Origin of the sequence: Paraburkholderia sp. JPY419, assembly GCF_050435705.1 — a bacterium.
Lineage (GTDB): Bacteria > Pseudomonadota > Gammaproteobacteria > Burkholderiales > Burkholderiaceae > Paraburkholderia > Paraburkholderia youngii.
This window is the reverse complement of the sequence record NZ_JBNDKV010000002.1, coordinates 3,492,146-3,516,784: the sequence shown is the minus strand read 5'-3', so window position 1 is coordinate 3,516,784 and position 24,639 is coordinate 3,492,146. Positions and strand designations below refer to the sequence as shown.

Here is a 24,639-nt window from a genome sequence, read left to right as displayed (position 1 = left end):
CGAAACCGCGACCTCCCGGGGGCCGCCCCACTAAATCACGTCAGAACCTGAACACGACCGGCCTTGACTGCGGCCTTCAAGACCGACCAGTCCTTCTCATTCTGATCGGCATACGCGAGGGCGAACCGCTCGATGGCTTCGTCGAATTGCTCCGACTTGCCGAGATATCCGGTGAGTAGCGCCGGATCGCCCGCTTTCGCCATCGAATGCGCCAGTGCATGAGCACAGGAGGCCGCGTATTCGCTGAGGTCTTCGGCATCGAATGTCGTGAAGTCGAAGGCGCCCTTCATGTCACGCAGTTGCCGCACGTAGAAGTCATTGCCCGTATGCTGCATCTTCGACCAGCCGAGAAAAATATCGCTGGCCGACTGCAGCAGGCGCTGCCCGTTCACGACGCGCTGGCCGTGATTAGGGAAGCGACTCGGCGGCAAATAGTCCTCCAGAACCGAAGCCCTCGCCTCCTTCAATTGCAGAAACAGCGGACACTCGCCATCGGCCATGAAAAGCGCCTCATAACAGCGCGTGCCCACCGACCCAATTCCCACGACGCGTATTGCTACATCCACCAGTTCATAGCGGTCGAACAGGGCGCGCCTGTCGTCCGGAAGCGTCAGCCGATAGTCGGCGAAGAAGTGCCGTACCAGCGCATCGTAGTGCTTCTGGTCGTGCGGGCTTTCCAGAGGAACGTGATACACGAGCGGCGGCACATCCTTGATGCGCAGCTTGCCGTTAACCAACTCGGTCGAATGATTCATCACGGAGCGCGACGACTGCAGCCGGGCCATTTCGATGACGGCCCGTTCCTTTTTTCGTTCCCGTTCCGAATCGGCCATGGCCAGCATGCTGCCGGTCCCGAACTGGCCGTACCAGACGTCGAGCGTGTCCATGCGGCTGAACCCGGCCATCCGGTGCCGGAACGTCTCGCACAACCGGCGCACGACGCTGCGCTGGTCGCGAGTGGCGAATCCGCGCTCACGCGCTGCGATCACGAACGAGGCCGCTAGCCGGCGCACATCCCAGTCGAAGGGGCCCGGCAACGTTTCGTCGAAGTCATTTGGCCCAAACAGAATGCGACGCTCCGGGCTCGCGAACAGTCCGAAATTGGCCAGATGTGCATCGCCGCCGAGCTGCACGTTCACGTTGGAGTGCGGCAGCCTCGACAGGTCGAACGCCATCAGCGGCGCCGCGCCGCGATAGAACGCGAATGGACTCTGGACCATACGCCCGTAGCGGATCGGAATCAGCTCCGTCACCCGGCCTGCGTTGGACGCTTCGAGTAGCGCGAGCGGATCCCGATCTTCGATCCTGCAGTCGGCGAGCCTGTCACGCGAGACCGCCTTGCGCGCCGCCTTGCCACGCTCCATTCTCATGGCCAGCGTGCCGCGGCCCGCAAACATCGTGGAAGGATCGCCTGGTACCGCCATGGTCTTCCGATCGATGCGTTCCGTAGCGGGCCCAGGATGATTCGCAGCAACGGTATTGAGCATGTGCCACCTTCCTTTCAATTCAGCGTCAAGGCCGCCTCGTCAGATTGCCTGCCTCATGCCGGTTTGGTGCCCGAAGCAGGCGCGGATCCCGCTTCGGATGTCGATGGCGTGGGCGCCAGATCGCGCAGCGTGTCGACTGCAGCGTCGACCGTCGCAAAGATCTCGCGATGCGCGCCGCGCGCACGCAGTGCCTGATACCGTTCGATCTGGTGTCGCACGCCCGTCGCAAGCGCGACGGCGGCAATACCGACACCGCGCTTGTCGAGTTCCGAGCCCAGCTGGACCAAGGTCTTGCCCGCCGTGTAGTCGATGTTGTAGATCTCGGTCGCGTCGACCACGATCCAGCGCAAGGGTGGGCTCGCTTCGGTCACGACTTTGAGCACTTCCTCAGTGAAGCGGCCGGCGTTCGCGTAGAACAGATCGGCCTCGAACCGGTAAACAACGATGCCGGGTGCCGCGAGCAGATTGGGTGCCACATGATGCGCGAGCCACCGGTCCGCGGGGCCGCGCGTCAGCACACGCGTGCGCAGCCGGTAGCTATGCCGCGCATGCGCGATCAGCGAAAGTACGACGGCAGCCAGAATGCCGTGCATCACATCGACGAACACCACGACGCCCGCCGTCAGCAACGCCACGACGAACTCGTCCTTCTGCATGCGGTACAGCTCGGCCATCCCCTTAACGTCGATCAGTTTCACACCGATCATGAAGACGATGGCCGACAGTACCGCGGCAGGCAGAAAACCAAGCGGCTTCGTGAGAAACAGCAACACCAGAAGGACGATTGCTGCCGTCGTAAGATGAGCGACCTGCGTGCGGCCGCCCGCTTCGTCCACCATCTCCGTCTTGGTCGGGCTCCCATTGACGACGAACGTGCCCGTGAACGCCGCCGCAGCATTCGCAGCCGCGAGGCCGATGATGTCGGCATTGTCGTCGCCCTTCTCGTTGTAGCGGTTGGCATACGCGCGCGCGGTTGCGGCGCTCTGCGCGATGATGACGATGAAACACGATGCGGCCGTGGCGAGCACCCGATTGAACGCGTTCGTATGCATCGGCGGCAGGAACAACGAAGGCAAGCCGCCCGGCACATCACCCGTAACCGCAATGCCGTGCGAGGAGAAACCGAACATCGCGCTCGCCACGATAGAGCCGATCACGGCGACCAGCGCGCCTGGAGCGCGCGGCGCGAAGCGTTTGCACCCGACGATCACGGCGAGCACTGCAATGGCCAACGCCGCCGTCGGTGTGTTCGTCTCGGCGATGCGCTGAAACACGGACACGGCTTGCATGATCGGCCCATGCCCCGCTTTCGGGAGCCCGAGCAGTCCGGCGAACTCGCCCGCCGCGACCTGCACGCCGACGCCTGTCAGAAAGCCGATCAGCGCACTTCGGGCAAGGAAGTCGGCGAGAAATCCCAGCCGGAACACGCGCGCAATCACGAGCATTACCGCTACCATCAGCGCAACGGTGCTGGTCAGGCCGACATATTCCTTGCTGCCCACCGCGGCGACGGCGGTCAACATACCGGCAAGAATGGCCGCCGTGGCGGAGTCCGCAGCCACCACCAGTTGGCGCGATGCCCCGAAGAAGGCGAATGCGACCAGAGGCAGCAGGATCGTGTAGAGGCCGGTGACCGTAGGCGTGCCGGCAATCTTCGTGTACCCCATCACTTCGGGAATGCCGAGCGCCGCCAGCGTGATTCCGGCAACGACGTCGTGCGGCAGCTGTGCCGCGTTGATCGGTAAAAGGCCCTGCAAAAAAGGCATGCGATGCGGGAGAGGTTCCATCGAAGCAGCAGGTTTCATGTTGTCGCCTCCACTCGGTTTGTGAGCTTGCCGACCAGTGCATCCGCGATGATCACATCGCCGATGATCACGTTGGATGCCCCCGCGTTCTCGAACAGCCCTTTTCTCAATGGATTTTCACCGGGGACGGCAATCGGGAGCGAGGGATTCAGCGTATGCGCGAGCAAGGTGATTGCCAGGTTGTTGTTGCTGTCGGGTGTCGTGACGACGAGCGCGCTGGCGCTATCGAGCCGTGCATCCTTGAGCACGTCGTCGAACGCGTCGGGCAAGCCGAGCACGACCATATGGTCATGATCTGCCGCACGTTCGGCCTGCCCCTCATCACCGACGAGGACGAGGACCAACTGCCCCGCATCACGCAATCGATCGGCGACCAGCATGCCGAGGGAATGGAATCCAACCACGACGACGTGATTGGCGAGCTGTTCGAGCTTGCGTTCCATGATCCTGTTCTCCCGATAGGCCATCACATCGTCGCCAGACAACATGCCGGTCAGCTTCGACACCGCGAATCCGCCGACCACCAGCGTCGCGAACATGGCCAGCAGCATGAAAACCTTTTGACGTTCGTTCAACTCGGCGAAGTCGCCGATCGTCGTGACGAGATTGACCCCATCCCAAAGCGCGGTGAACAGCCTGTTGAGAAAAGAGTCATTCGAACGGTCGAGCACGATCAGCCCGGTGGTGGCGCCGCCCAGAAGCAGCAGGAGCAGCCCGAGGGTATGTCGCGCACGGCGGCGCCATTCCCGAACGCGGATACGCCCAAGACGCGGCTCATCGACACGGTAAATCCACATGGTTACCTCGTACGGTCAAACACCGGTTGTCGCCACTCGGCGAGCAGCGCGCCATTGCGCTCATAACTGCGACTCGATCGGCAGCAGGCCCATGAACCAGACGCTCGTACGCCGCCCAAGAGAGACGTCCGGCTCCGAGTCCAATTCCGTTACAGCGCCGTTTTCGGTGGTATCGATCCAGACGATCCGGTTCGAGCCGTTCGCGTCGGCACGGAGCTCCACTCGCCAGGCAATCCGGTCCAGGTGCGGCTCGACGTCGTCGACCACCTGGCCGGCAATTGTCGGGCTATTGCAAAGCACCCCGATTTCCGTGTTGAGATGGCTCGAGCGAGGATCGAGATTCATCGAGCCGATGAAAACGCTTTGCCGGTCGAACACATACGTTTTTGCATGCAACGAGGCCCTTGAGGAACCGAAGAACTTCCGTTGTGATTTGACGTCGGCCGAGCCGACCGGCTTCAGCTCATAGAGGTGCACCCCGGCCTCGAGGAGCGCTTCGCGGTAGTGCTCATATCCGGCATTGACGGCGACGACGTCGGTTGCCGCCAGCGAATTGGTCAACACCGTGACGCGTACCCCGTGCGCGGTCAGATCGCTTATCCAGGCGACTCCTTCCTTGCCCGGCACGAAGTAAGGCGAGATGATGAGCATCTGCTGTGCGGGTTTCAGGTTCAGGGCCTTGAACCGCGTCATCAAGTGGCCTTGCGTGTCAGTCGGGTCGCGGGTGATCTTGGCTGGATCGTCGTACAGAAGCGTGGCTTCTCCCCAGGCAAATTCGGTGTCGCCCGGTTCGAAGACCGTGGCCAGCCGTTCTCTCGCCTGCGCGACATACGCAGAGTCATGCTCCGATTTGATGTAGTCATCCAGTTTCGCGCGGTAGGCGGGCAGCGCAGACGATTCCGCCGGATGCCCTGCCAGTTGCTCGATCGAATAACTCTCTTCGGAATTCCAGAACTGGTCGAAGGCCTCCGAGACTTTCCGGACGACGGGACCGTGCACCAGCACATCCAGATCCCCGAAGGCCACCACGTTCGAGGCACCGAAGTATTCGTCGCCGATATTGCGCCCGCCAAGAATCGCGGCTTCGTTGTCCGCGACCATTGCCTTGTTGTGCATGCGCCGGTCCACCCGCGATAATTCGAGAGCGGTAGCAAGCGACTTGAAGCTCCGGCTCGCGACCGGATTGAACAGCCTGATCTTCACATTTGGATGCGAGTTGAGCGCGAGCAGGACCTGGTCGTCCGGGTTGGTGCCCAGGTCGTCGAGGAGGACACGAACGCGGACGCCCCGGTCCGCTGCCTCGAGTAACGCCGCCGCGAGTTCTCGGCCGACCAGATCGTCGTGCCAGATGTAATACTGCAGATCGAGCGAACGGTCGGCTTTTTCGGCGAGCGCGATGCGGGCCACGATCGCATCGGTAGGGTCCGGCAGCAGATGAAACGCCGTCTCGCCCGGATGCTTCTGCTCTTCGGGCGCGACTAGCGCGCCGAGCCGCGTAGTTTGCGTGTCTTGAAGCGCAAAAGTCTGCGGCCGGTTCGTCTGTGGAGGCAAACCGGCGCACGCGGCCAGCATGAAGACGAGCACGCTTGCAATGAGACGCTGCAGATTTTTCATGTTCGCACCTCGCTCGAACATCGAAGCGGGATCACATCTGGCTCTCGGGCGCGAAAAGGCATTACTCCTTATTCCGCAGCCGAAGCAGACCCATTAGTACCTCGTCGCGATACGTTGCGAGCTCCTGCAGCGAGCGCGACTGGACTTCCTCGCGGACACCCTTGATGATGCTCGCCCGCACATCCGGCGTGAGTTCCGGGGTTCCGAGCACGTGCCACCAGGCAGTCAGTGGACCGGTGAACTGATCGAAGAAGTGCTCGATGCCGCCCGGTCCGCCGCCGAGATGATAGAGAAGACTCGGTCCCATGATCCCCCAACGCAGACCTGGGCCCCACGAAACCGCGGCGTCCGCATCGCCGACACTGACGACCCCCTCCGCGATCAGGTAAACCACTTCGCGAAACAGGGCGGCCTGAAGCCGATTGGCGACGTGGCCCGGAACCTCCTTGCGCAAGCGGATCGTCCGCTTACCGAGGCCGCGATAGAACCCGCTGACGCGTTCGATGGTCTCTTCCGAGGTCTTCGCGCCGCCCACGATCTCGACCAGCGGTATCAGGTGCGGCGGGTTGAACGGGTGACCGATCACGCACCGTTCAGGATGATTGGGGCAGGCGGATTGAATCTCGCTCATCGTCAGGCCCGACGAGCTCGATGCGATGATCGCCTCGGGCGCCAGTGCTTGGTCGAGACGACGGTAGAGGTCCTTCTTGAAGGCGATACGCTCGGGTCCGTTTTCCTGGACCAGATCGCTCCCAGCTATGGCTTCTTCGAAGTTGTCCGTGAACTGAAGCTTCGAAGGCGATGCGCCGGGCGCGAGCCCCAGTTGCTCCAGCGCCGGCCACGCAGTCGCGATGAATTCTTCGAGCTTCTGCTTTGCATCGGGGGCGATGTCGGTCGCGACCACATCCAGACCTTTGGCGAGAAATAGCGCCGCCCAGCTCGCGCCGATGACCCCGGTTCCGATGATCGTCACGCGCTCGATTGTCTTGCTCATGGTACGGACTCCGTGACGTTAGACGAACGCGCTGAACCCACTGACCGCCTTGCCGACGATCAGTGAATTCATCTCGCGCGTCCCCTCATAGGAATAGAGCGCTTCCGAGTCGGCCATGAAGCGCGCGACGCTATAGTCGAGCACGATGCCGTTGCCGCCCAGTACCTCGCGCGCCCAGCCGACCGTCTCGCGCATGCGGACCGTGCAGAACGCCTTGGCGAGCGAGGCGTGCTCGTCCTTGAGCTTGCCCTGGTCCTGGAGTTGCGCGAGGCGTACGACCATGCACTGCGAGGCGGTGATATTGCCGAGCATCTTTGCGAGCAGATCCTGGACCAACTGAAACGACGCGATCGGTTTGCCGAACTGCTCGCGCGTCTGCGCATACTTGAGCGCGTGCTCATAGGCGCCCATGCTGCAGCCCACCGCCTCCCAGGCCACATACTGGCGCGTCAGGCGCAGCACGCGCGCCGTGTCGCGGAAGGTCGAACCGCCCTGCAAGCGGTTTTCCTCAGGCACGCGGCAGTTCTCCATCGTGATGACGCCGTTCTGCACGACCCGCAACGCGACCTTGCGCTCGATCTTCGCGACCGAAAATCCCGGCGTCGTTCTGTTTTCGACGATGAATCCCTTCACCTGATCGTCATCGACGTCGCGGGCCCAGATGATGGAGAGATCGCACCACGGCGCATTGCCGATCCAGCGTTTCTGGCCGTTGAGTACCCAGGTATCACCTTCACGCTTCGCGGTGGTGAGGAGCCCGCCACCGGCGCCCGAGCCGACGAGCGGTTCGGTCAGCCCGAAGCAGCCGACCTTTTCGAGGCGAACCATAGGCGGCAGCCACTTCTGCTTCTGCTGTTCCGAACCGCCGAGGTAGATCGAGCCCATCGCGAGGCCGCTTTGCACACCGAAGAACGTCGCGATCGAGGCGTCGACGCGCGCAAGCTCCATGGCGATGAAGCCGCCGAGCAGAACGCTGCCGCCGGGGCAACCATACCCGTTGAAGCCGATGCCGACGATGTTCAGATCGCGAAGGCCCGGTATCAGATCGAACGGAAACTTGTCTTCCGCCCAGTACTGGTTGATGACGGGCGCCACGGTCCGTTCCATAAAACTCCGCACTCTTGCGAGGAGTGCCTGCTCGTCTTCGCTCAAGACCTGGTGGATCATGTAGAAGTCGCTATCGGGGGCCGGCAGCGCGCGGGGAGGCTTTGTCTCTGGCATGGTGTGTCTCGCACAGGTGAATCAGGACGGTGTATGGGCAAGGTAGTCGTAGACCACTTCTGCCCTGCCTAGCGACAGGTCGGTCAGCAGATGCACCGCTGAGAGGATTTCTAGCACCGGGAGCTTCGCGACCGGTGCGAAGCAGTGCGGATGCAGTTCCAGCGACGCCGGACCTGTCCACGCCCCTTTGACGGTCAGGTCCTCGATGTAGTACCTGACGATTTCGCACACGCGCGCCGTGCAGTCCACGTGCGGCAGGATCTTCAGCAGATAGCCCGGCGCCTCGAGGGTTTTCCTGACCGAAGCGAGATCGAGCGGCTTGTACTTATAGGCCATCGTCGCCGTGGCCACGCGCACGCCGTTGTAGTCGAGCGTGCCGACCAGAGCGTCGTTGCGGACCTCCAGCTTCGGTTGCGCCAGCACCTTCGGAAAGCCCAGCAGTTCTCGACCGGAGGCGATGCCGGCCTCGCTGTCGAGAAACATCGCATGCGTGAAGCCGCCGGCAACGCCATCGAGCGTAACGGGTATCACCTGGCCGGATTCGGTGTAGGAGCCAAGCCCGCTCGAATCGGGCATGTTGATGAACTCGTACTTGACGATCGGCTCGACAGGCCTGAGCGGAGCCGGGACCACTCGCGCAAGGGCCTCCGGATCGGTGCGATACGTGATGATCACGAACTCGCGATCGACGAACCGGTACGGCACCTTAGGATAGGCGGGGCTCGTCAGTGGCATCGCGTAGGCCGATGCGCGCACTTCGTCTTCAGTCATGGAACGCTCCTAGTCGCCGTGCGGGGTGGAAGGCGTGCCTCGCTCACGACGCGCCCTTGAATCGTGCGACCGCGCCCGCATCGTTCAGCCGTGTGATATCGGCTTCGCCGAACCCCAGTTCCTGCAGGATCTGCGCACCGTGTTCACCGAGTTGCGGGGCCGCCGTGGGCTTCACTTTCGGCGAGCCGAACACCTGAAACGGGCTGCTGACGGTGCGGGCTTCCTTCCCGCCGGGCTGCGCGAGCGGTACGACGATCCCGTTGGCCGGCAATTGCGGGTCGTCGATGATTTCTCTCGCGACCTGAACGACACCGAAGATCACGCGGCCGGCATCGAGCACCTGCTTCCAGTACGCGAGCGGCCGGCTCGCGAACATCGGGTCGAGAATCTCGACCAGATGTGCGGAGTTGGCGATGCGGTTTTCGTCGACGAAGCGCGGATCCTCCAGCAGGTCGGGCTTGCCGATCGCCTTGCAGAAGCCTGGCCAGTCCTTGCGCTGTGCCGCAACGAGCAGAATCCAGCGCTTGTCGGCGGTCTGGTAAGGATTGAGCAGCGCATTGGGCGGCGACTTGCGGTCGTGCTGTGCGAAGAAGTGGCCGCCGTTCAGCCCGCCTTCGACCCACGCGCCCGCGGCCCAGATGCCGTTGGCGATCAGCGAGGTCGAGACATGGCTGCCCTTGCCGGTCGTCGCGCGCACGTAGAGCGCGGTTACGATCGCCGCATAGAGCGTCGTGGCCGTCGCGTGGTCGCCAATGCCCGGGATCGGTAGCGTCGGCGGACTGCCGGCGTCATGCGTGACTTCCATCAGGCCGGAGCGCGCCCAGTATGCGGTGACATCGAATCCGGGCGTGTCGGCCTCCGGGCCTTCGGAGCCATACCCCGTGACGTCGGCGTAGATGAGCTTGTCGTTGAGCGGCGCGAAGTCCTCGTAGGTGCAACCGAGCGACGCCTTGACGCGCGGCGGGAAGTTCACGACGACCACGTCGGCCCAGCGCACGAGGCGATGCAGCACTTCTTTGGCGTCGGACTTCTTCAGGTCGATCGCAATGCCGCGCTTGTTGCGGTTCGTCAGTTGCCATGCATAGTTGACGTCACTCGTCGGGTTCGGCGGCATCGCCGAAAAGTAGCGGTAGACGTCCCCGGTGCCCGGTGGCTCGACCTTGATCACGTCGGCGCCGAAGTCGGCAAGGATCGTCGTCGCGGCAGGGCCCGCAATGTAGCTCGCAAGGTCGAGCACCTTCAAACCGGAGAAGATGTGATTGCCGACGTTCATCGAGTCACCTCCATGATTTTGATCTGCCCGCTTCCCATAGCTTGCGCGCGCGGCGCAGCCGATCGCGAACGGAGTGGCGAGAGCCGCGTTTTATCGACCTGTGAACTTCGGAGGCCGTTTTTCCAGGAAGGCTTTCGTGCCTTCCGTCTTGTCGTCGGTGGAGGCACATACCCCAAACAAGGCCGCTTCGAGCGCAAGTCCCTCGGAGAGCGAGCCATCGAGACCGCGATTGACAGCCGCGATCGCATGGCGCACCGAAAGCGGCGCATTCGCGTTGATCCTCGCGAGGATCTCTTGCGCGCGGTCGATCAATTTCGATGGCTCGACGATTTCGCTCACGAGCCCGATGCGCAGTGCTTCTTCTGCCGGAATCATTTCGCCAGTGAGGATGAGTTGCAGGGCAACGCTTTTGCCCACCACGCGAGGAAGGCGCTGCGTTCCGCCGAAGCCGGGAATGAGACCGAGCCTGATCTCGGGCTGCCCGAATCTCGCGTTAGGGGTTGCCAGACGGATCGTGCACGCCAACGCCGTTTCACATCCGCCACCGAGCGCGAGACCATTGACTGCCGCGATGACAGGCTTACCCAGGTTATCGACGAGATCGAGCAAAGCCTGTCCGGCGCGTGCTGCATGCACGGCCTCGACAGGCGTTGCGGTGGCCAGTTCGCCGATGTCCGCTCCCGCAATGAATGCACGATCGCCTGCACCGGTCACGATGACGCCGCCAATGCGCGCATCGTCCCGCGCGCATTCGAATGCCGCTTTCAATTCACGGATGGCTTTCTGGTTCAGCGCATTGAGGACCTCGGGGCGATTCAGCGTGATGACAGCGGCAGCGTTGCGCTGTTCATAGACAATCGTTTCGAACGATTGTTGTGCAAGTGTCTGTTCCATGAGTCTGTGGATTCCACACGAATTGTTCAACTCGTGGACAATTTCACCACCACCGCGATTGCCGGTCACTCACTATCTACGCACTAATCCGCCCGATTTTCCCGTACCGTAATCAAGTCGACGATGGGAGAATCGAACGGAATGCAGTTCAGCGGGCGAAGTCTCGATGGCATGCACCAGCGCTGCCCATACGAAGCGCCAAGCGAGTCATACTTTGGTGTAAGCCGATCACACCAACGAACAATCTTCATTGCTTGGCTCGCACCCTGGTACTGATGCACGATTGCGTAGCGCTCACTGAGCAAAGCTAGTTGAGGGATCGCTGCATGCGTGCGCCCCAGGTCGTTTCCATCGTCGATGACAATGAGCCTTTCCGCTCGGCGACTGCGCGCCTCGTGCAAGCATTCGGGTGGATCGTGCGGGCATTCGATTCCGCGGAGCAATTCCTGGATTCAGAGGACGTTCACAACACGGCATTCCTCATCTCGGACATCAAGATGCCGGGTATGTCCGGGTTGGCGATGTATAGCCGCCTTCTCGAACTGGGACTCGCGCCTCCCGTCGTTTTCATCACCGCGGGTCCAACTGCCTCTCTGCGCGCCGAAGTTCTCGCGACCGGCGCGTTTGCCTTGCTCGAAAAGCCGATGGACCCCGACGAGCTGGAGCGGTGGCTGAACCATGCTTTACGTCAGCCTTAGCCTTTCCTCGCGATCCTGTAGTAAGGATTTCGCTACAACGCCGCAATCCGCTACGCAACCTCGTCGAGGCTAGCGCCTATACTTCTTGTGGCGGCGTGGCAGCCATTTTCCCACCCAACCCAGGGGATTCGCTCATGAACGGCAGTGGAATTGCAGAGGTCGCGCGGTGGTCGACCCGTGACCTGCCTGCCCCCCAACGCCTTGACGTCTGGGCGGATGTGCTGACCTCGGCAATGATCCCCCTGTATGTCCGGGCAAGCAATCCACGCGAGTTCGAAGCGAACATGACTGTGGTGGCCTGTGGTCCGCTGACGGTCGTGCGGCAGTCGGGCACTCCGCACACCTGCGGCCGCGGACGCAGCGAACTGGCGCGCAGCGGCAAGCGCCAGTATCACTTGATGATGAGCCTGAATAACACCTATCACGTCTCGCATCGCAACGATCTGTGCCTCGCGCCCGGCGACCTCGTACTCGTCGATTCGGACCTCAATTGCGGCATTGATCTCGTGCGTTGGTACGAATTTCTCAACATCGGCGTTCCCGTTGAGTGGCTCAAACGTTGGATTCCCGACGTTGGCTCTCTTGTTGGTCGGCGCATTCCGGGTAATTCCAACTGGGGCGCCGCCCTTGCCGCCTACCTGGTCCAGCTGTTGCCTGATGCGGTTGCGAACGCGCCTATCCCGCACAGCGTGCTCGCCGATCAGGTGGGCGCCCTGCTCGCGCTCATCGCCCATGAGATGAGCGGTCAAGAGCCCCACAGCAAGCCTGCCGAGCGATCGTTGCGGGATCGCGTGAGCGACTGCCTCGCCCAGCGCTGCCACGAGCATGGTCTGACCGCCGAAGCTGTTGCCGACTCGCTCGGCATCTCCGTGCGCACACTACATCGAGCGCTGGCGGGATGCCAGCAGACCTTCGCCGATCAGTTGCTCGACGCGAGGATGATTTGTGCGCTGCGGATGCTCGAATCGAAGATTTTCTCGCGGATGACGGTGGGTGAAATTGGGCGCCGCGCTGGCTTCGCGGATGCGTCGCACTTCACCCGCGTGATGCGCAGAAGAATGGGTGTTACGCCGCAACAATTGCGTATGCACAGAGGCACCGATTCGAACGACACAGCGGCCCGAAATGCCGCCAAAAAGCGATGAAGATCAATAGCTTTCCTGCGCGTCCCACGCCACCCATCCAGGCTTGCCTTTTGGCGTCTCTATGCCAAGCGCTGCACTCATTCTGACGAGATCCGCGACCGAGCGCGCGGCCATTTTTCTCATGACCTGAGATCGATGAATTTTGACGGTGATTTCGCTGAGCTTCAACTGGCTGGCGATTTCCTTGTTCATCAGTCCATCCACGACGAACAGCATCACCTGCTGCTCCCGAGGCTTCAATGAATCGTAGCAAGCGCGTAGCGCGGCTAGCGCCCGTTGGGACGCGAGCCGTTCGTTATCGCAAGCCAACGCATCGGTGACCGCGTCCAGCATGTCCTGGTCGCGGAAAGGCTTAGGGAGAAAGTCCACTGCGCCGGCTTTCATCGCCTTCACCGACATGGCGACGTCGCCATACCCGGTCATGAAGATGATTGGCATCCGAATACCGCTCTTCACGAGTTCATCCTGGAATGCGAGCCCAGTCTCACCGTGCAACCTGACGTCCAGAATCAGGCAACTCGGTACGTCCTCCTTATGACATGCCGAAAATTCGCGGCAGGACGGGAACGCCTGAGCGGGCAGCCCGATTGAATGGAACAGGTCAACGAGCGCAATGCGCATCGCCTCGTCGTCGTCGATCACGTATACCATCGAGACCAGACCGTCGGCAGGGTTCATGTTCGTAACAGCCGAAACCGGCTCAGCACGCATCTCGTTCTCCCGCACCGGCAGCAACTGTGATACGGCCCAACGCAGACCCGGCGCGGTCTCGGGACAGTCACGCCGTTCGCTTACCGAACTTGATCGCTCATCCCCTGACTTGCGAACCGCTACGCTCGGCATCCCCACTCACAGGCAAACCGATTCCACGTTACCGGGCGCAGCCGCGCCCCGTATTGGCGAATGCGGTCCCGTATCGTGAGAATATCCTTGCCCCCACGGTCTGGATGGTCTGAGCATGCCATTCATGGTCGAAAGTCCGGTCTACACGCGCCATAGCAAGGTGTCTCGTTTCGCTTGGCGGGAAATCGCTGCATAGCAGCGAGCCTTCATTCCGCACGTTTATACGAACGTATGATTCACCTGGCCTATCACGTGATCTCCACAACCGATCCCACATTTGTAACCAGAACGCCTCTACGTTACCTTTTATCCGGTACGAATCGACATGGATGGCTCGAACCTTCGAAAGGGTTTTCATCGAGGTTTGGACTGAAGTCCGGAGCGGAGAGACGATTATGGATTTGTTGAAGAGCATGCGGATTTTTGAGCGTGTGGCCGACGGCGCAAGCTATACGTTGGCGGCTCGGGAGCTGAACATGAGTACGGGTTCAGTCTCGCGGCTCATTTTCGACCTCGAGCAGCATCTTGCCACGCGACTCCTGCATCGCACGACGCGGCGGATTGCCTTGACGCCCGCGGGCAAGCGCTATCTGGCGCGTTGCCACTCGATTCTCGAAGCCCTGGACGAAGCAGAAGCTGAAGCCAAATCGATTCACATCAGTCCCACAGGCTGCCTTAGGGTTCACGCCTCCCAATCGCTTGCGCAACACTATTTGGTGCCCGCAGTGAGATCCTATCGGGAGCGGCATCCGTGCGTGCAGGTTGGGCTGACGCTATCGGACTCTCCGGTCAACCTTCTCGCCGGTGAATTCGACATGGCCGTCGTGGCGACCGAGGTGCTGCGCGACTCTTCGCTTATCGGTACGCGTCTTGGCAGTTCCTACAGCGTGATGTGCGCGTCTCCAAACTATCTCGACGTGCATCCGATGATCAACAGGCTCGGGGACCTTTCGAACCATAGTCTCGTTTGTCTCGCCCCCTCCTGGTCGGACAACGTCGAATTGACGTCGCAAGGGTCAAACGGCTGCGAAACGGTTTCCGTTCAACCCGGGCTGTGCATCAGTTCGCAATCTTCGCTTGCCAATGCCCTCGAACTTGGGATGGGAGTGGGCTTACTGCCGCTGCATGCAGCCGTTGATGCGTTCCGCGATGGACGCCTCGTGCACATACTGCCTGCCTGCCAGTTTGAACACGTTGACATCTACGCACTCTTTGCGTCGAAGATGTTTCTCGACGCAAAGGTGAGAACGTGGGTTGAACATCTGAAAGGCAGTTTTGCTGAATCCAGCAAGAACGATCAACTGGTTCTCTACAACACGAGTGATTTGCAGGTGGCGTGAGCCTGCCGCAGACAGGCGGTCCGGCGCGGCGATAGCGCCTACCGCGGCTTGCGCTTCAGCGAGAGACCGCGTGTGGTATGGCCGTCTCGCCCCCTGCCAGAGACCCAGTTGTCGATGATCGCGTCGACGGTCAGTTCGACCATCATGCAGGTGTCGGACCAACGCTTCGTCGGAGTCGTGCGAGGCACGAGCACCACACCGTAGATTGCTGCGATCAGGGTGTCCCCGGCAAGCCGATTGGGTAACGGCGGCTCCGGCAGCGCGTCGAATAACGCGTCAACGTCACACGACGCCACCTCCTCGAAGTATTCCGCCGCAGCCGTGAGATCGTCTTCGCGAACCGCGACGAACAGCGCCCGTTGATCATCGAAGTACTGGTAAATGGACGCTGGCGAATAGCCCGCCTCGGATGCTATGCGGCGAAGCGAGACCTGGGACGCGTCTTCTCGCGCCAGCAGCAGGCGGCCGGCGTCGACAAATGCCTGCCTGACCTTCGCCTTGTCTTCGGGTGTCTTCGCGCGGCTCAGACTGCCGCTTCCAGGGGTACGTTTGCTCAAGTTGTACGTTCATTGAGAGTTGTCGGGCCGGCATGGCGCAAGAACACCGCCGGCAGGGTCTTTCTTGACATCATGGAACTGCGGGCGCTATTGCAACTGAACGCGTTCAGTTACGTGCGTCCATGCCGGATCCGCATTCAACCGAGGATGAAGGTAGTGCCGCACAGCGAAAATGCCCTTGCCCCTCCCGACGACACCCCCGCTCCCGTGTATCGGGACTTCTGTCAAGCGAAGACAAAAATGAACGCCAATGTCCAATTGAACATGCGCAATAAGGACGAGCGCAAGCGTGCCGATCCATTCGTTCTGCTCGGCCAGCTGAGCGCGTACATCGGCCACGAAGTCAATCAACCGCTCGGCGCGATCGTCGCACACGGTGAAGCATGCCTGCGATGGCTCAATCGCGAGACACCGGCATACGAGGAGGCGACGGCCAGCGTGCAAAACATCATTGGCCTCGGGCAGCGTGCGAGCGAAATCGTCCAGTCCATTTGCAGCCTCGCGACTCCGTCTGCCCTGCAAGCGACACGACTGGAGCCAAACGACCTAGTTCATGACGTGATACCCCTCGTTGGTCACGACGTATCGAACCACCGCGTCTCGCTGCGAAGGTTTTCATCAACCTCATCCTGAACGGTATTCAGGCCATAGCAGACATCGATGAAAGGCCGCGCGAGCTCCTGATCGAATCGTGCATGGAAACCGGCGGATTTCTGATCGTCAGCGTGCGCGATACCGGCATCGGAATCGCGCCGGAGCATGCCTATCGGTTGTTCGACGCTTTTTTCACGACGAAACGCGGTGGCAAGGGGATAGGTCTCGCGATGTGCCGTTCGATCATCGACGCACATGGCGGAATCATATTGGCATTCAACAACGCCGGGCACGGTGCAACGTTTCAATGTCGATTGCCCGTGATTGAAGCAAGCGCCAACGCTGAGTGAATTGTGGTGGCTCGGCGCGCCGCCACGCAATGACAACTCCCCCGCAATGAATTCATAGCCATCCGAATCGTACCGGCGCAACCGGGCTGAAACGTGCAACGCGTTTTTCTAACCCGGAACGACTCCAAACATACACATGTATGATCCCACTACCCTTCTGGGGGACTGCGCGAGCCGTTGGTACGATTTTCTTGTTTTCGCAATTGCGACATGATGATATCCGCTCCGGGTGCTGCACGGTTCTCGTGGCGCCGGAGGTCAATTGCTATCACCTGCATTTGGACTCCTTATCACTTGTTGAAATTGAAACCAATCACACTCCAGATCTATCCAATCCGCCACGTGGCAGCCGCAAAGGATTGATTACTCGGAATCGCAAACGAGTATTCGATCGCCGAAGACTGCGCTCGGGCATTTCGCGAAGGAATGGAACCATGAATGCAAAGCCGCTCACCGCGGGCAATCGTTGTCCGCAAGATCGCACGAGCCGGGTCCTGATCTGGGTTTTCATCGTGGTCACCGCGCTCTGCTGGGTGGGAATGATCCTGGCAACGCGCGCCACCTATCAGCAGGCAGCGCCACTGCCACAGCAGATGGTCGCGCCCAACCGCGCACCGGTGATGAGCTACGCCGACATCGTCGCGGGCAAGTCGGGATTTCAGCAAGCCGATCTGATGGATTTCGGCAGCCTGTATGGCATGGGGTCCTACTTTGGCGAAGATTTCACCGCCAGGTACCTCGTCGAGCTGGCGAAGGAGGTGCGAAACAATCTGGCGTTATCTCGCTACGGCAAGTCGTTTGACGCCGCGACGGCCGATCAGCAGGCAAGCGTCACGCGTACCATGCAGGCACAACTTCAGGGCATCGATCTGAGTCAGCAGCAGGTTGTGCTTCCGGACAGCGTGGCTCAGGCGATTCAGGCGCTGCGACCACGCATCAGCGCAGCGCTGCTCAACGACAACTTTGCACAAGGCTATACAGGGGCACGTTCGCTCGACGCATCCACCGCCACGCAAACCGCGAGCTTCATCCTGTATTCGTCGCTCACGACCGTCGCACGCCGGCCCGGCAAGGACTACTCATGGACCATCAACTGGCCGCCCGAGCCCCTGGTCGGTAACTCGCCCACCGCTGCCACGTTCCAGTGGACGTGGATTTCGTTCACGATGATATTCTTCGCGATCGGCGCCATCCTGATGATCTTTCGCCTCTGGATCGAGCCCAAGGCCGGGACCGAAACCTTCGAACCGGTGCTGCGAGGCTTCAGGGAACGCACCCCCAGCCAGCGTGCGCTCTGGAAGTATTTCCTGGTGGTGGCCGGTGTCCTGCTGGTACAGATCCTCGCGGGTTCGATCATGGCGCACTACTACACCGATCGCACCAGCTTTTACGGCATCGAAGTGGACAAGTGGCTGCCGTTTGCCGCCTTGCGCAGCGTGCACCTGCAGGCTCCGATCGTGTGGATCGGTGTGAGCTGGATCGCCGGGGGCCTCTTCCTCGCGCCCTTGATCGGCAAGCGTGAACCTGCCGGGCAGCGTGCGTTGGTGAACCTCATTTTCTGGGTACTGGTAGTCATCGTGGCTGGGGCGCTGATCGGCGACTACCTCGGTGTGATGGGCGTCATCCGTGCACACTGGTTCTGGTTCGGCAATCAGGGACTGTCGTATCTCGAACTGGGCCGCTTCTGGCAAGTTCTCTTCTTTGCTGGTCTCGCCGTCTGGTGTCTGGTGTTGCTGCGTGCATTCGGGCCCACCCTCAAGGCCCTGTTCAGGCAAAGCGGCGGAACGCTCTACGGCCTGTTCCGCATCGAGCATCTTCTCTGGGCCGCCACGCTGAGCGTCACGGTGCTCTATGTATTCGGCATGATTCCGTTCGGCTCGCCCAACCCGTCTTTCTCGATCACCGACTTCTGGCGCTGGTGGGTCGTGCACCTCTGGGTCGAGCTTGCCTTCGAGTTGTTCGCAGCAGCGGTGACCGGCTACTTCCTCATGGCGCTGGAACTGGTGTCGCGGCAGATGGTTGAGCGCGCAGTGCTATTCGAATGGATCCTCATTATGGTTGGCGGGGTGCTCGGCACTGGCCATCATATGTACTGGGCAGGCGAACCAAGCCTCTGGGTGAGTTTCGGCAGCATGTTCTCGTTCCTCGAGGTCTTGCCGCTGTTCCTGCTGGTGCTGGAAGCCATCGAGCAGCAGCGTCACATCCAGCATGAAAAGGATTTCCCGTATCGACTTGCCTATCTCTACATTCTCGGCTCTGCATTCTGGAACTTCGTGGGCGCCGGGGTGTTCGGCGGCGGCACGCTCAATGCGCCGCTGGTCAACTATTACGAGCATGGCACCTTCCTCACGCTGAACCACGCGCATACGTCGATGTTCGGCGCCTTCGGATTGCTCGCCATTGGTCTGATCTACATGGTCCTGCGCTATTTGAACGGCCATCGCGCATGGAGCGACCGCTGCGGCGTGTGGGCATTCTGGCTCTATAACGCCGGCCTCGTAATGTGGATCGCGATGAACTTCTACCCGGTTGGCTGGCCGCAACTGCTGGCGGTTTACACGCACGGCTATGCGTATGCGCGAAGCCTCGAGTTCTACAGCACCACCACCTTCTGGCAGTGGATGCGCATGCCGGGTGACATCGTGTTCGCCGTGGGTGCCCTGTTGATGGCCTGGGACTTTATTGTCAAGATTCTTGCGCAGCGCGCAGCGGCCATTGCCGAGGCACCGTCTGCGACCGTCGCATCCGAGCAGTCGCTGTGAGCAGCCTTGACCTGTTGGGTATCGCCCGGAGCGGATTGCAAAATCCGCTCATCTGCTCGTCGCTCGCCGCCTGTGTCCTATCACTGGCGGCCTGCACGAGCACTTCGGATGTCGCCGCTACCGACAAACCGAATACGTTTACCGTCACCGCCAGTACGCGGGGCGCTCGACTGTCGTGGGTCAGCGCATATCGAAAGGCCGTCAGCAGCGCCAGTGACTACTGCACCAAACGCGGCATGCAGATCGGCACCCGGTTGGATTTCATACGCAGCGGGCGCGAACTGGAACAACAAGGAACGGAGTTGACCTTCGAGTGTCACCCGCCATTCTGACCGGCCGGCGGGAATGATTCACGGGTATGATGTGTTCGGAGCAAGGCTATTTGTCACAAATGACCGCCGTCATGACGAGCGGCATGACTTCCCTTACCGTCGCCGGGCCACCCGTTTCGCGAATGCGTTCGCTGACCGCCTCTTTCCCTGCCATGACGACGACACCATAGACGCGATGGGGCGTTTCACCTTCGCTGATCTTCTGGGTGAACATGTCGTCGTTCGGGGAAAAGCCGAAGACGGTCCGCACCTTGAATCCGAGTGCCGTCAAGTTCTGATTCGGCCTGAGCCGGTACGCGTTGACCGAGTTGGCCGACACTTTCATGGGTACAGGATCGATCTCGTTTTCATCGACCAATTGCTCGATGAACGTGTGGGGACCGAGATGGCAATCGAGGCTGGCGCCGATCTCCTGTGCATAAATCGCATTCGAGACGAACGCTGCGCCGAGGGCGACGCATCGAGGCAAATGAGAGACTTTCACGAGCATCTTCTCCTTGAACAATCGGCTCGCCGGCTCGACCAGCAATAGAAGCTTAAGCGCAAAGCGGTCCGCAACTCAATTGCACAATGGTGTTAGCCGCTTATCCATGTCGATGGAAGGGGCGCGAGCGCCGGGCCGAACGAGTCGCGCATCCAGTCTGATCAAAATCGGTATCCAACTCCCACGAACGTAATCCATGGATTCGCAGTGATTCGCGTCTTGTTCGTGAGCGCAGGCTGTCCATTGGCAGCATAGGCCGTCACTGTCGCATTCGTCTTGAGCGGCAAATAGGTGACCGACGCCGTGGCGTACCAGTTCTTGCTGAAATTGTACGAGGCGCCCGCATTGAACGCTGGATTCCATGACGGACTCAAGGAACTCTCGACATGGCTGCCCGGCCCGGCGAACTGCTGCAATGCGCCGCTAAAAGTCGAGTTGAGTTCGGTATGGGAATACCATGTGTAATTCACGCCCACGCCCGCGAACGGCCGGAATTTCGACTGCGCATCCCCAAGGTAATACTTCACGAAGAGGATCGGCGGCCATGATCGCGTGGTGGCGAGCGGCTGCAGGTTGCCCAGGTCGAGCCCCGGACCGCTCGGCCCGACTGGCGTCACCCTGCCCTGCGCATAGAGCTTGAGCTTGGGCGGTATGCCGCTCGCCAGATCGAGCGCGATGTGGTCCGTGACGAAATACGTCATCGAGAGTTCGGCGGTGAACGTATTGTGGATCTGCCCGCCCGTGCCCGGCGAAGTATAGGTGCCGAACGCCGTGGTGCTTGTCATGGGCGTCGCCGACGATTGCCCGAAGTCGAGCCACGCCCCGCCCACGCTGGTGATGAGGCTGCCCGCACTCTGGGCCATCGCGCTACTGCATATCGCCCCGGGTATCAGGGCGAGACATACGAATTTCTTCACTTTCATTTTGATATGGATTCCGAATTGAGTTCAACGAATGTTTCTGAAAATTCAGTGCAACTGCTTTACAGCTGTTCGATGACGACCGCGCCAGATGTGCCGGCCTTGATCGCCTCCAGCAACGCAGACGCTTTGGGCAGGATCTTTTCCGCGTAGAACCGTGCGGTGGCGAGCTTGGCTTGATAGAACTCCGGATCTTCCTGCGCCGCCAGCTTCTGCGACGCCACCGCCGCCGCGCGCGCCATCTGCCAGCCGCCGCACACATAGCCCACGAGCATCAGGTAATCCGCCGAACTGCCGAGTGCTTCGTCGGCGTCTTTGGCGAACGCGCCCAGCATCCAGGCGGTAGCGTCTTCGAGTACCTGCACGGCCGCGGCAAAACGCGTGCCGATCGATACGACTTGCGCATCGGCGTTGCGCTCCAGTGCGGGCAGGACTTCGCTCAGCTGTGCAATCAGCGCTGCCATTGCCGCGCCGCCATCGGCCGCCAGCTTGCGGCCGGCCAGATCTGCCGCCTGAATGCCGGTCGTGCCTTCGTAGATCGTCGCGATCCGCGCATCGCGCAGGAACTGGCAAGCGCCCGTTTCTTCGATGTAGCCCATGCCGCCATGCACCTGCACTCCCATCGACGCGATCTCGACACCCAGTTCGGTACACCAGCCCTTGAGCACCGGAATCAGCAGATCGATGCGAGCCTGGTGACCCGCACGCTCGTCGCCGTCGGGATGCCGGTGCGCACGATCCATGTCGCTTGCCATCACGTAGGCAAAGGCCCGCATCGCTTCGACCTGCGCCTTCATCGTCATCAGCATGCGGCGCACGTCCGGGTGATGCACGATCGCCACCGCGTTGGGCGACTTGCCGCTCGCGAGGCGCCCCTGCACGCGTTCCTTCGCGTATTCGCGGGCCTGCTGCCAGGCGCGCTCCGCCATCGCGAGGCCCTGGATACCCACCTTCTGGCGCGCTTCGTTCATCATCGTGAACATGTGCGCCAGGCCCTTGTTCTCCTGGCCGACCCGGTAACCGATCGCGCCGCCGTTTTCGCCGAAGCTCATCACGCAAGTCGGGCTCGCATGAATGCCGAGCTTGTGCTCAAGAGAGATGCAGCGCACGTCGTTGTTGGCGCCGGGCGTGCCGTCGTCGTTCAGCAGGAACTTTGGTACGAGGAAGAGCGAGATGCCGCGCACGCCTTCGGGCGCGTCAGGCAGGCGCGCGAGCACGAGGTGGATCACGTTGCCGGTCATGTCGTGATCGCCCCACGTGATGAAGATCTTCTGGCCGTGGATACGATAGTGCTCCCCCTCAGGCACGGCTTTCGTTCGCACCGCCGCGAGGTCCGAGCCGGCTTGTGGCTCGGTCAGGTTCATCGTGCCGGTCCATTCGCCGCTCACGAGATTCGGCAAATAGCGCTCCTTCAGCGTCTGCGAACCGTGCAGGCGGATCGCCTCCGTTGCGCCCGCCGTGAGCATCGGGCACAGCGCGAATGCCATGTTCGATGAATTCCACATCTCCACCGCGGCTGCATGCATCAGTTCAGGCAAGCCCTGTCCGCCGAATTCCGGGTCTCCGGCGAGGCCGCACCAGCCGCCCGAAACATACTGCTCATAGGCACGCGCGAATCCGTCGGCAGCAGCCACACCATGCCCGGTCAGGCGCGCACCCTGCGCGTCCCCGGGCTTGTTGAGGGGATCAAGCACTTCGGTCGCAAACTTCGCCGCCTCGTCGAGCACGGCATCGGCGAGCTCCGGCGAGACGTCATCGAAACCGGGCAATGCCGCGATCGCCTCGAGGCCAGCCAGTTCGTTCATCACAAAGCGCATGTCGCGCAGGGGGGCAATATAGGTCGTCATGGTCGGCTCCTTCGTCAGCCTTGCTGCAGTTTGTCCAGTTCGTGCGAGAGTTCGGGCAGCACCTTGAAAAGGTCGCCGACGATCCAGTAATCGCAGACCTGGAAAATCGGCGCTTCCTCATCCTTGTTGATCGCAACGATTACCTTCGAGTCCTTCATGCCGGCCAGATGCTGGATCGCCCCCGAAATGCCCACCGCGACGTAGAGTTGCGGCGCGATCACCTTGCCGGTCTGCCCCACCTGATAGTCGTTGGGCACGAACCCCGCGTCGACCGCCGCGCGCGAAGCGCCCACCGCTGCGCCAAGCTTGCCGGCGATATCTTCGAGCAGCGCAAAGTTCTCTCCGGACGCCATCCCGCGTCCGCCTGAAACCACGCGTCGCGCAGCGGTCAGCTCCGGCCGCTCGGAGCGTGTCAGTTGCTGGCTCACGAAACGGGCACCGGGCATTTCAGGCGCCGGCTCCAGCGGTTCGACGGCAGCGCCGCCGCCTTGCGTGCTCGCGGCGTCGAAGGCCGTCGTACGCACGGTAATGACCTTGATGCGGTCGGCGCTGCGCACGGTCGCGAGAATGTTGCCCGCGTAGATGGGGCGCACGAACGTATCGACGGATTCGACGGCGATGATGTCCGAGACTTGCACGACATCGAGCAGCGCGGCGACGCGGGGCATCACGTTCTTTGCGGTCGTGGTGGCTGGCGCGAGCACGTGGCTATATTCAGGCGCGACCTTCACGACGAGCGCCGCGAGATTTTCGGCCAGCGCGTGGCCGTAATGGGCAGCATCGGCCACGCGTACGCGGGTCACGCCGGCAACGCGCGCCGCCTGTTCGGCCACGTTCGCGCATTGCGAACCGGCCACGAGCACATGGATGTCGTCTGAGAGACGCGCGGCGGCGGTCACGGCGTTCAGAGTCGCTGCCTTGAGCACCTGATTGTCGTGCTCTGCAATGATGAGGACTGTCATTTCTGTTTCCTTTTCCTTGGCGTATCAGATCACTTGGGCCACGCTGCGCAGCTTCGCCACGAGTTCCGCGGCGTCGGCCACGCGCACGCCGGGTTCGCGCTTCGGCGGTTCGGTGACCTTCAGTGTTTGCAGTCGCGGCGCGACGTCCACGCCCAGCGCGTCGGGCTTCACCACGTCGAGCGGCTTCTTCTTCGCTTTCATGATGTTGGGCAGGCTCGCGTAGCGCGGCGTATTCAGACGAAGATCGGTGGTAATGACCGCGGGTAGGTCGACCTCGATCGTCTCCAGCCCGCCGTCGATCTCGCGCGTCACGACAGCCTTGCCGTCGCCGATTTCCACCTTCGAGGCGAACGTCGCCTGCGGCCAGTCGAGCAGCGCAGCCAGCATCTGGCCGACCTGGTTCGCGTCGTCGTCGATGGCCTGCTTGCCGAGCATCACCAGCTGCGGCTGCTCCTTGTCCACCAGCGCCTTCAGAAGCCTGGCGACGGCGAGCGGCTGCAGCTCCACATCGGTTTCGACGAGGATGCCGCGGTCGGCGCCCGTCGCCATCGCCGTACGCAGCGTTTCCTGGCAGCCCTGCACGCCGCAGGACACGGCGACCACTTCCGTCGCGGCGCCGGCATCTTTCAGGCGAACGGCCTCCTCCACGCTGATCTCGTCGAAGGGGTTCATCGAGAACTTCACGTTTGCGACATCCGCACCGCTGCCGTCGGCTTTCACGCGCACTCTCACGTTTGCATCGACGACGCGCTTGACCGGTACAAGTACTTTCATTGCCTGCTCCGCTCCTTTAGATCATCCAAATGGTCCGGAGAACGAACTGTTCTCCCTGCTTCCCAAGCTGAGGCCTTGTGCGCTGCAACGTAATTCGTCGCGCTCAACCGCACCAGGTTCGTATCAGTTGGGCTATCATTTTTCCGTCCGCTTCATTAGATGCCATGGTCTCTCA

The 24,639-nt window shown here is 61.4% G+C and carries 23 protein-coding genes; 7 read left to right on the top strand and 16 right to left on the bottom strand.

Going from position 1 to position 24,639, the window contains the following annotated elements; all coding sequences use genetic code 11:
- Positions 1–35: 35 nt before the first annotated feature.
- The 9 genes from QFZ91_RS22340 to QFZ91_RS22300 form a co-directional block, all read right to left on the bottom strand.
- Positions 36–1,364, bottom strand: a complete 1,329-nt coding sequence (locus QFZ91_RS22340; RefSeq protein ID WP_429568675.1) for a DUF2252 domain-containing protein — start codon at positions 1,362–1,364, stop codon at positions 36–38.
- A 176-nt stretch (positions 1,365–1,540) separates the two neighbouring features.
- A complete protein-coding gene (locus tag QFZ91_RS22335) occupies positions 1,541–3,292 on the bottom strand; it encodes a SulP family inorganic anion transporter (RefSeq protein ID WP_429568445.1) in 1,752 nt (583 codons plus the stop codon).
- The gene (locus QFZ91_RS22330; protein WP_429568444.1) at positions 3,289–4,089 is read right to left on the bottom strand and encodes a potassium channel family protein; all 801 of its coding nucleotides are present in this window, start codon (positions 4,087–4,089) and stop codon (positions 3,289–3,291) included. Before QFZ91_RS22330 ends, QFZ91_RS22335 begins: the two co-directional genes overlap by 4 nt.
- A gap of 60 nt (positions 4,090–4,149) precedes the next feature.
- A complete protein-coding gene (locus tag QFZ91_RS22325) occupies positions 4,150–5,703 on the bottom strand; it encodes a phospholipase D family protein (RefSeq protein ID WP_429568443.1) in 1,554 nt (517 codons plus the stop codon).
- Between the two features lie 61 nt (positions 5,704–5,764).
- Complete coding sequence (locus QFZ91_RS22320) at positions 5,765–6,697, bottom strand: 3-hydroxyacyl-CoA dehydrogenase NAD-binding domain-containing protein (protein ID WP_429568442.1); 933 nt, start codon at positions 6,695–6,697, stop codon at positions 5,765–5,767.
- Positions 6,698–6,715: 18 nt separating this feature from the next.
- Positions 6,716–7,864 carry an acyl-CoA dehydrogenase family protein gene (locus QFZ91_RS22315; RefSeq protein WP_429568674.1) on the bottom strand — a complete coding sequence of 383 codons (1,149 nt, stop codon included), beginning with the start codon at positions 7,862–7,864 and terminating at the stop codon, positions 6,716–6,718.
- 75 nt (positions 7,865–7,939) lie between these two features.
- Complete coding sequence (locus QFZ91_RS22310; RefSeq protein ID WP_368716140.1) at positions 7,940–8,689, bottom strand: acetoacetate decarboxylase; 750 nt, start codon at positions 8,687–8,689, stop codon at positions 7,940–7,942.
- A 43-nt stretch (positions 8,690–8,732) separates the two neighbouring features.
- Positions 8,733–9,962, bottom strand: coding sequence for a CaiB/BaiF CoA transferase family protein (locus QFZ91_RS22305; RefSeq protein WP_429568441.1), 1,230 nt, complete (start codon positions 9,960–9,962; stop codon positions 8,733–8,735).
- A gap of 90 nt (positions 9,963–10,052) precedes the next feature.
- Entirely contained in the window at positions 10,053–10,856 is an 804-nt protein-coding gene (locus QFZ91_RS22300) for an enoyl-CoA hydratase-related protein (RefSeq protein ID WP_429568440.1), read from the bottom strand.
- A gap of 326 nt (positions 10,857–11,182) precedes the next feature.
- Between QFZ91_RS22300 and QFZ91_RS22295 the strand changes: the two genes are divergently transcribed.
- Complete coding sequence (locus QFZ91_RS22295; protein WP_176365831.1) at positions 11,183–11,554, top strand: response regulator transcription factor; 372 nt, start codon at positions 11,183–11,185, stop codon at positions 11,552–11,554.
- Positions 11,555–11,688: 134 nt separating this feature from the next.
- Complete coding sequence (locus tag QFZ91_RS22290; RefSeq protein ID WP_429568439.1) at positions 11,689–12,699, top strand: AraC family transcriptional regulator; 1,011 nt, start codon at positions 11,689–11,691, stop codon at positions 12,697–12,699.
- Between the two features lie 3 nt (positions 12,700–12,702).
- Here QFZ91_RS22290 and QFZ91_RS22285 read toward each other — a convergent pair whose 3' ends face one another.
- On the bottom strand, positions 12,703–13,410 hold the full coding sequence (locus QFZ91_RS22285; RefSeq protein ID WP_429568673.1) for a response regulator transcription factor: 708 nt from the start codon (positions 13,408–13,410) through the stop codon (positions 12,703–12,705).
- Positions 13,411–13,937: 527 nt separating this feature from the next.
- On the opposite strand from QFZ91_RS22285, the gene QFZ91_RS22280 reads away from it, so the two are divergent.
- A complete protein-coding gene (locus QFZ91_RS22280) occupies positions 13,938–14,882 on the top strand; it encodes a LysR family transcriptional regulator (RefSeq protein ID WP_429568438.1) in 945 nt (314 codons plus the stop codon).
- Between the two features lie 38 nt (positions 14,883–14,920).
- Here QFZ91_RS22280 and QFZ91_RS22275 read toward each other — a convergent pair whose 3' ends face one another.
- Positions 14,921–15,439, bottom strand: a complete 519-nt coding sequence (locus QFZ91_RS22275) for a TetR/AcrR family transcriptional regulator (protein ID WP_429568437.1) — start codon at positions 15,437–15,439, stop codon at positions 14,921–14,923.
- A 72-nt stretch (positions 15,440–15,511) separates the two neighbouring features.
- Between QFZ91_RS22275 and QFZ91_RS22270 the strand changes: the two genes are divergently transcribed.
- From QFZ91_RS22270 to QFZ91_RS22255, 4 genes are all read left to right on the top strand, one after another.
- Positions 15,512–16,072, top strand: coding sequence for a histidine kinase dimerization/phospho-acceptor domain-containing protein (locus tag QFZ91_RS22270; RefSeq protein WP_429568436.1), 561 nt, complete (start codon positions 15,512–15,514; stop codon positions 16,070–16,072).
- Complete coding sequence (locus QFZ91_RS22265) at positions 16,024–16,383, top strand: ATP-binding protein (protein ID WP_429568672.1); 360 nt, start codon at positions 16,024–16,026, stop codon at positions 16,381–16,383. The genes QFZ91_RS22270 and QFZ91_RS22265 overlap by 49 nt, the downstream gene beginning before the upstream one ends.
- A gap of 434 nt (positions 16,384–16,817) precedes the next feature.
- Positions 16,818–19,145, top strand: a complete 2,328-nt coding sequence (locus tag QFZ91_RS22260; RefSeq protein ID WP_429568435.1) for a nitric-oxide reductase large subunit — start codon at positions 16,818–16,820, stop codon at positions 19,143–19,145.
- Positions 19,142–19,477 (top strand): hypothetical protein, encoded by a 336-nt coding sequence (locus tag QFZ91_RS22255; RefSeq protein WP_429568434.1) that lies wholly within the window; start codon positions 19,142–19,144, stop codon positions 19,475–19,477. Before QFZ91_RS22260 ends, QFZ91_RS22255 begins: the two co-directional genes overlap by 4 nt.
- A 46-nt stretch (positions 19,478–19,523) precedes the next feature.
- Here QFZ91_RS22255 and QFZ91_RS22250 read toward each other — a convergent pair whose 3' ends face one another.
- The 5 genes from QFZ91_RS22250 to QFZ91_RS22230 all read right to left on the bottom strand — a co-directional run bounded on the left by QFZ91_RS22250 (position 19,524) and on the right by QFZ91_RS22230 (position 24,464).
- Positions 19,524–19,982, bottom strand: a complete 459-nt coding sequence (locus QFZ91_RS22250; RefSeq protein WP_429568433.1) for a hypothetical protein — start codon at positions 19,980–19,982, stop codon at positions 19,524–19,526.
- A 140-nt stretch (positions 19,983–20,122) separates the two neighbouring features.
- A complete protein-coding gene (locus QFZ91_RS22245) occupies positions 20,123–20,884 on the bottom strand; it encodes an OmpW/AlkL family protein (protein WP_368599509.1) in 762 nt (253 codons plus the stop codon).
- A gap of 59 nt (positions 20,885–20,943) precedes the next feature.
- Positions 20,944–22,728 carry an acyl-CoA dehydrogenase C-terminal domain-containing protein gene (locus QFZ91_RS22240; protein ID WP_429568432.1) on the bottom strand — a complete coding sequence of 595 codons (1,785 nt, stop codon included), beginning with the start codon at positions 22,726–22,728 and terminating at the stop codon, positions 20,944–20,946.
- A gap of 14 nt (positions 22,729–22,742) precedes the next feature.
- A complete protein-coding gene (locus tag QFZ91_RS22235; RefSeq protein WP_429568431.1) occupies positions 22,743–23,690 on the bottom strand; it encodes an electron transfer flavoprotein subunit alpha/FixB family protein in 948 nt (315 codons plus the stop codon).
- 24 nt (positions 23,691–23,714) lie between these two features.
- Complete coding sequence (locus QFZ91_RS22230) at positions 23,715–24,464, bottom strand: electron transfer flavoprotein subunit beta/FixA family protein (RefSeq protein ID WP_429568430.1); 750 nt, start codon at positions 24,462–24,464, stop codon at positions 23,715–23,717.
- Positions 24,465–24,639 lie beyond the last annotated feature (175 nt).